Here is a 6,946-nt window from a genome sequence, read left to right on the forward strand (position 1 = left end):
GCAAGGAAATGAACGCCCCCGAGCCGAGCAGCAGGGTCAGCGTGTTCTGCGTGGTGGTCGCCATCTCCATCAGCGAGGTGGTACTGCGCACCTGGAAATCGATGGTGCCGTGGCGTGCCGTCAGCAGTTCGGTGATCGCGGCCTCCGTGCTATCAGCGACATCGGCGCTGGCCAGCTTGACGTTGATGGTGCCGAGAAAGCGCTTGCCGAACACCCGCGCGAAGCCGGTGGACAGCGGAATCACGGCGACGTCGTCCATGTCCGAACCGAAGGCGTTGGCACCCTTGCTGGCGAGCACGCCGACGACCTGGAACGGCACCTTGCCGACCAGCACATACAGACCGATCGGCGACGCGAGATCCGGGAACAGATTTCGCGCCACCGTGGTGCCGAGCACGATCACCGGCGCGTAGGTCTTCACATCGTCATCGCTGACGAACACGCCTTCGGACAGCTTCCAGTCCTGCATCTGGGTCCAGGTCGGCCAGACGCCGGTGACGTTGCTCTTGTAGTCGATGTTGCCGTAGCGCAGCGTCTGCCGGGATTGCCGCTGCGGCGATACCGCCTGCACACCATCGAGTGCTTCGATGGCCTCGGCATCGGTTTCCTTGAGCATCGCCAGCTCGCCGCTGGGTCGGGTGCCGGGCGCGCCCGGCTGCACCAGCAGCAGGTTGCTGCCCATCGATTCGATGCTCTTCATCACCTGCGCCTTGCTGCCATTGCCGATCGCCAGCATGGTCACCACGGCAGCCACGCCGATGACCACGCCGAGCAGGGTCAAGGCCGAACGGAACAGGTTGCCGCGCAGCGAGTGCAGCGCCATCTTCACCGCCTCGCCGAGATCCGGCAGCCAGTGCGGATGACGACGATCGGTGTTCAGCGCACGCAGGGTTGCGGCCCGGCCACGGCTGCCGCTGTCTTCGGTGATGCGGCCATCGCTGATCTGGATGATCCGCTCGGCGTGCGCGGCCACCTTGGCATCGTGAGTGATCAGGATGATCGTGTGGCCGTCGCCATGCAGCCGGCTGAGCAGGGCCAGCACTTCTTCGCCGCTCTTGCTGTCGAGCGCGCCGGTCGGTTCGTCGGCGAGGATGACGTCGGCACCATTCATCAATGCACGAGCGATCGACACGCGCTGCTGCTGGCCACCGGACAACTGGTTCGGCTTGTGGCCCAGGCGTTCGCCCAGACCCAGCTGACCGAGCAGTGCCGCCGCCCGCTGTACCCGCTGCGCCTTGGCGGCACCGGCGTAGATCGCCGGCAGCTCGACGTTCTCGGCCGCGGTGATCGTGGTCATCAGGTTGTAGCGCTGGAACACGAAGCCGAAGCAGTCGCGGCGCAGCGCTGCCAACTCGTCCTTACTGAGTGTTGCGACATCGATGCCGCGCACCTGGTAGCGGCCACGGGTCGGCGTGTCGAGACAGCCGAGCACGTTCATCAGGGTCGACTTGCCGGAGCCGGACTGACCCATGATCGCGACGAATTCACCGGCGCCGATCGACAAGCTGATGCCGTCGAGCGCGCGCACTTCGGCGCCATCGCCACCGGCGTAGATCTTGGCGACCTGCTCCAGTTGCAGCAGTGGAATCTCGGTAGCGGTGCTCACAGGCGCGGACCGGCGCCGCCCGGCATGCGCGGTGCCGCGCGGGCGCTGCCGGCGGCCGGCAATGCGCCCTTCTCGCCGACGACGATCTCTTCGCCGACTTCCAGGCCGGACAGCACTTCGGCATCGGTACGGGTAGCGAGGCCGACTCTCACCTGGCGCCACTCGACACCATTGGCGGTTTTCACCTGCACGCGATACGGCTTGCCGCGCCGCACGGGACGATCGCTGGATCGCCCCGGCTCGCCCGCAGCAACTTCAGGCGTGGCCTCGGGTTTGGCTTCTGCGAGGGCCGGCGGGGCGCCTTCAGCCTTGCCTTCAGCGGGTGCAGCAGCGGGAGCCGCGTTGAACGCTTCGCCCGGCTTGCCACCGCTGCGATCACGCTTCCTGCGCTCGCCACCGGCGCCCATGCCGGGTGCGCCGCCGGGCCCACCACGGAACGTGCGTGCATCGGGATCAGGCTTGAGCGCGCCGAGCGGCACCACCACGGCATCGTGAGCCGCGGCCAGCACGAAGAAGGCCTGCACGGTCATCGCCGGCAGCAGCGCGCGTTCGTGGTTATCGACATCGACCAGCACGTTGTAGAGCACCACGTCGTTGGTCGTGGTCGGCGTCGGCTGCACCTGGCGCACCTTGCCTTCCCAGCGCCGCTCGGGCGCGCCCAGCGTCGTGAAGTAGGCCGGCATGTCCGGGCGGATATTGGTGACATCGGCCTCGGCGACCTGCGCCCAGACCGTCATCACGTCGAGATTGGCAACCTGCGCGATCACCGCGACCGACTGCACCGAGTTCACGGTCTGGCCCTTGCGGGTGTCCTGGACGACCACGGTGCCGTCCATCGGCGCGTAGATCTTGGTGAAGTTGAGATTGGCGAGATCGCCTTCCAGGGTCGCCTCGGCGGCCTTGATCTGCGCCTTCACCGAATTCACCGCCGCGGCAGCTACACGGGCGGATGCTTCGGCCTGCTGGACCACGTCCTGGCTCACCGCGTTGCCCTCGGCAAGGCGGCCATTGCGGGCAGCCTGCTGATCGGCCAGCGCCAGTTCGGCGCCGCGCTGCGCGAGTTGGGCCTTGAGGTTGTCCAGATTCGCGCGATCCTTGGCGACCGTGGAGGCGTAGACCGTGGGATCGATCTCGGCGATCAGTTCGCCCTTGGCGACCTTGTCACCGATCTCGACGTGAATGTTCAGCACCCGGCCGGACACCTGGGTGCCGACATCGACGTAATCCTTGGCCTTCAGCGAGCCGACCGCGGTCACGGTCTTTTCCAGATCGCCCTTCTCCACCGTGGCGAAGCGGAGGTTGGCCATCGGATCGGCCGCCTTGCCACGCTGCCAGACCACGCCGGCCACGGCGATGACCAGCAGCAGCGCGAGCACAGCGAGCCCCCATTTGCGACGACGGCGACGCGGTGGAACGGTGGTGGATGCGGTCATGATCAGGCCAGCCTTGGGATCGAACGTCGGGAAGGAATCAGGAGCACGGTCTGTACCGGGCTAGGGCTGCACTGTGCGGGGCGAATGTGCAGCGACTATGTAGAGAGCATGGAGATAGTCGTGGGGCGGGCCACGCCCCCACGCGTTCTCATCGAACAAGGATGCCGGCGGCCGTGGGCCGCCCTACAGCTGGCCCGCCATGATTCGAATCATGGAGTTCTCGTGGAATCGCTCGCACTGCCCTTGTGATTTGCCGGTCGCGGGGCGGAAATAGGCGCCTTCTTCCGTCCGCCGTGCGCCATGTTCAAGCCGGGCATCACCGCCAAGCTGTTCCTCGCCATTCTCACCAGCAGCGTGCTGGTGGCGATGGCCATGGGCATGGCGTCGCGGTTGACCTTCAATCGCGGCTTTCTCGGCTACCTCAACGATCAGGGCATCGAGCGCATGGAAGCGCTGCTGCCGGCACTGGGCAGCACCTGGCAGGCGCAGGGTGGCTGGCACTGCTTTCGCGACAATCCGCGCCAGTGGTTTCGCCTGCTGCGTCCGGGCGGCCTCAGCCGCAATCAGGCGGCAACCGATGGCGACTGCGGCAGCGATGACGGCGATCGCGACCGCGCGCCATCCAGCGCATCACCGCCGACCCCTCGCCCACCCGGCCCGCCGCCACCACAATCCGATCTGACCGGCGTCAACCTGCGCCTGGCGTTGCTCGATGAGCAGCGCCAGTTCATCGCTGGCAATTCGCAGGTCGGTGCCGATGCCTTGTTCCGGCCGGTGCAGGTCGATGGCCGCACCATCGGCTGGGTGGCGCTGGTGCCGTTCCAGAACGTCAGCACGGCGGCGGCGCATCGCTTCGCGCAGCAGCAGCTGTGGGCGAGCTGGGTGATCGGCGCGCTGGCGATCCTGCTGGCGGCCTTGGTCGCCGTGCTGCTGGCTCGGGTGTTCCTGGCGCCGCTGAAGCGCATTGCGCGGGGCACGCACGCGCTGGCGGCGGGCCACTACGACGAGCGCGTCGAAGCCGGCTCGGGTGACGAACTGGGCCAGCTCGCCGAAGACTTCAACCGCCTCGCCCACGCGCTGAAGCAGAACGAAAAGATGCGCCGGGCGTTCATGGCCGATGTCTCGCACGAGCTGCGCACGCCGCTGTCGGTGTTGCGCGGCGAACTGGAAGCGCTGGAAGACGGCGTGCGCGCGCTGACGCCGGAATCGATCCGTTCGCTGCAGGCGGAAACGGCGATCCTCGGCAAGCTGGTCAACGATCTCTACGAACTATCGCTCGCCGATGTCGGCGCGCTCAGCTATCGGATGAGCGACAGCGATGTCATCGAGGTGCTGCGCGACGCCGTGCATCCCTACCGCGAGCGCCTCGCGCAGCACGACATCGCCCTGGAACTGCACTTGCCCGATGAGCCGGTGATGGTACTGGCCGACGAAGGACGGCTCGGCCAGCTGCTCGGCAATCTGCTTGAGAACAGCCTGCGCTATACGGACTCTGGCGGTCGCCTGCGGCTTGAAGCGCGTATCGACGGCAAGGAGCTGCTGCTGCAGTTCGATGACTCCGCGCCCGGCGTGGCCGCGGACGCGCTGCCGAAATTGTTCGACCGCTTCTACCGGGTCGAGACCTCGCGCAATCGCGCCACCGGCGGTGCCGGCCTGGGCCTGGCGATCAGCGCCAAGATCGCCGAAGCGCATGGCGGCAGCTTGACTGCTGCGGCCTCGCCGCTCGGCGGCCTGCGGCTGAGCCTGCGCCTGCGCCTGCCGCTGGCCGTGCCCGGCATCTGAACGTGAGCCCTGTCGAAGCTACTGCGCCGCTGGTGCTGATCGTCGAGGACGAACCGAAGCTCGCCGCCCTGCTGGCCGACTATCTGAAAGCCGCAGGCTATCGCACCGACATCTGCGCCGATGGCCGCGAGGTCGCGGCGCGCGCGCGCCTGCTCAATCCGGCCCTGGTGCTGCTGGACCTGATGCTGCCCGGCAAGGATGGCCTCGAGGTCTGCCGCGAACTGCGCAGCTTCAGCGACCTGCCGATCGTCATGGTCACCGCGCGAGTCGAAGAGATCGATCGCCTGCTTGGCCTGGAACTCGGCGCCGACGACTACATCTGCAAGCCGTTCAGCCCGCGCGAAGTGGTGGCGCGGGTGCGGGCGATCCTGCGCCGCAGCCGCTCCGATGCCGATTCGGGCGCTGGCGAAACGCGCGCAGCAAGCAACGAACTGGCACAGGTGCTGCGCATCGACGAAGCCCGCTACACCGCTGAATTTCGCGGCCAGTCCTTGCAGCTGACGCCGGTCGAGTTCCGTCTGCTGAAGACCCTGGCCGATGCGCCGGGCCGCGTGTTCTCGCGCGATCAGTTGCTCGACAAGCTCTACACCGATCACCGGATCGTCACCGATCGCACCGTCGACAGCCACATCAAGAACCTGCGCCGCAAGCTCGACGCGGCGAGCCCCGAGCAGGAATTGATCCGCTCGATCTACGGCGTCGGCTACAAGTTGGACTGGTAAGGCCGCGAGCAGCCAAGCGCCGCCAGGCCGCGCGAATGTCGTACGATTCGCCCGCTCGCTTCATCGCTGACATGACGCAAAAACGAACGACCCATCTCTGGCTGCTGGCGCTGACCTTCCTGGTCGGGCAGTGGCTGACGGTCGTTCATGGCACCCAGCACGCGCTGACGCCCGGCGATGAACTGGTCGCCTGCGAAATCTGCGTCGCCAGCCATGCCGCGGCACCGCCACCGGCGGCTGAAATGCCGATCGCGCTGCTGCCGCTGCGTATCGAAGCTCCGGTGCAGGCCATCGTCGCCCTGCCGGCGCTGCAACCGCTGTATCGCCCGCCGCCGCGCGGACCACCGCTGCACCTCGCCTGACGAACTGCTGACCCCGCGCGGGCCTCGTGGCCCGTGCCCGTTCCGTTTGCTGCGAGGATTTCCATGACTATTTCGTACCCGCATGGCCGCCATGGCCGTGCTGCTGTTGCCCTGCCCCGTTTGCTGCCGCTGATCGCCGCCGTCGTCGCCTTTCCGTACGTGGCGCACGCCGATGACGATCCGAAAGCCGCCGTCGAACTCGATACCGTCACCGTCCGCGCCAATCCGCTCGGCAAGACCGCCGATGAACTGGTGCAGCCGACCACCGTGCTGTCCGGCGCCGAGCTGGACCGCAAGCGGGCCGCCACCATCGGCGAAACGCTGGAGAACGAACCCGGCATCTCGACCACCGATTTCGGCCCCGGTGCCGGGCGCCCGGTGATCCGCGGCCAGGCTGGGCCGAGAGTCGACATCCTCGAGAATGGCATCGGCTCGCTCGATGTTTCCGATGTCAGCCCCGATCACGCGGTCGGCATCGATACCGCCCACGCCCGACAGATCGAAGTGCTGAAAGGCCCGGCGACCCTGCTCTACGGCAGCCGCGCTTCGGGCGGCATCGTCAACGTCATCAACGACCGGCTGCCGGTCGATGTCACCGATGGCCTGCACGGCAGCCTTGATGCCGAATACGGCAGCAACGGCGATTCCCGCAACGGCACCACCGAGATCGGCTACGGCATCGGCCACAGCCAGTTCCATCTCGATGCCAGCGCCCGCAAATCCGAGGAATACGACATCCCCGGCAGCGCCAATGTCGATGGCAGCGGCAGTCAGGGCACTCTCGCCAACAGCCGTTCGCAGGCGCAGTCCGGCGCGTTGTCCTACGGCTATATCGACGGCGGCAATTCGCTGTCGTTCGCGGTCAGCACCTTCAACACCGTCTACGGTCTGCCGGCCGAGGAAACCGCGTTCATCGATCTCGACCAGACCCGCTACGACGCTCAGGGCATCCTCAACAAGCCGCTGCCGGGTATCGATTCGATCAAGATTCGCGGCGCCTACAACAGCTACACGCACATCGAGTTCGAAGGCCCGGGCGAG

At 67.0% G+C, this 6,946-nt stretch carries 6 protein-coding genes; 4 read left to right on the top strand and 2 right to left on the bottom strand.

Features of this window, described 5'->3' with window-relative positions:
• Positions 1–1,606 (bottom strand): ABC transporter permease (locus tag Q0D45_RS17515; RefSeq protein ID WP_293395763.1); only part of this gene is annotated, 1,606 nt, incomplete at its 3' end.
• A complete protein-coding gene (locus tag Q0D45_RS17520; protein WP_293395766.1) occupies positions 1,603–3,039 on the bottom strand; it encodes an efflux RND transporter periplasmic adaptor subunit in 1,437 nt (478 codons plus the stop codon). The genes Q0D45_RS17515 and Q0D45_RS17520, both read right to left, overlap by 4 nt.
• A gap of 300 nt (positions 3,040–3,339) precedes the next feature.
• On the opposite strand from Q0D45_RS17520, the gene baeS reads away from it, so the two are divergent.
• From baeS to Q0D45_RS17540, 4 genes are all read left to right on the top strand, one after another.
• Positions 3,340–4,821 (top strand): sensor histidine kinase efflux regulator BaeS, encoded by a 1,482-nt coding sequence (gene baeS, locus Q0D45_RS17525; protein WP_293395769.1) that lies wholly within the window; start codon positions 3,340–3,342, stop codon positions 4,819–4,821.
• Positions 4,822–4,850: 29 nt separating this feature from the next.
• Positions 4,851–5,543 (top strand): response regulator, encoded by a 693-nt coding sequence (locus Q0D45_RS17530; RefSeq protein ID WP_366946490.1) that lies wholly within the window; start codon positions 4,851–4,853, stop codon positions 5,541–5,543.
• 71 nt (positions 5,544–5,614) lie between these two features.
• Positions 5,615–5,905, top strand: a complete 291-nt coding sequence (locus Q0D45_RS17535) for a hypothetical protein (protein WP_293395775.1) — start codon at positions 5,615–5,617, stop codon at positions 5,903–5,905.
• 63 nt (positions 5,906–5,968) lie between these two features.
• Positions 5,969–6,946, top strand: a 978-nt coding sequence (locus tag Q0D45_RS17540; RefSeq protein ID WP_293395777.1) for a TonB-dependent receptor plug domain-containing protein, incomplete at its 3' end; no start/stop codon positions are given.

It is taken from the genome of Nevskia sp. (assembly GCF_023266035.1).
Classification (GTDB): Bacteria; Pseudomonadota; Gammaproteobacteria; order Nevskiales; family Nevskiaceae; genus Nevskia.

Excerpts from the sequence above, each read along its gene's own strand:
- baeS (WP_293395769.1), top strand. The coding sequence starts at position 3,340 with ATGTTCAAGCCGGGCATCACCGCCAAGCTGTTCCTCGCCATTCTCACC.
- Q0D45_RS17535 (WP_293395775.1), top strand. The coding sequence starts at position 5,615 with ATGACGCAAAAACGAACGACCCATCTCTGGCTGCTGGCGCTGACCTTC.
- Q0D45_RS17520 (WP_293395766.1), bottom strand. The coding sequence starts at position 3,039 with ATGACCGCATCCACCACCGTTCCACCGCGTCGCCGTCGTCGCAAATGG.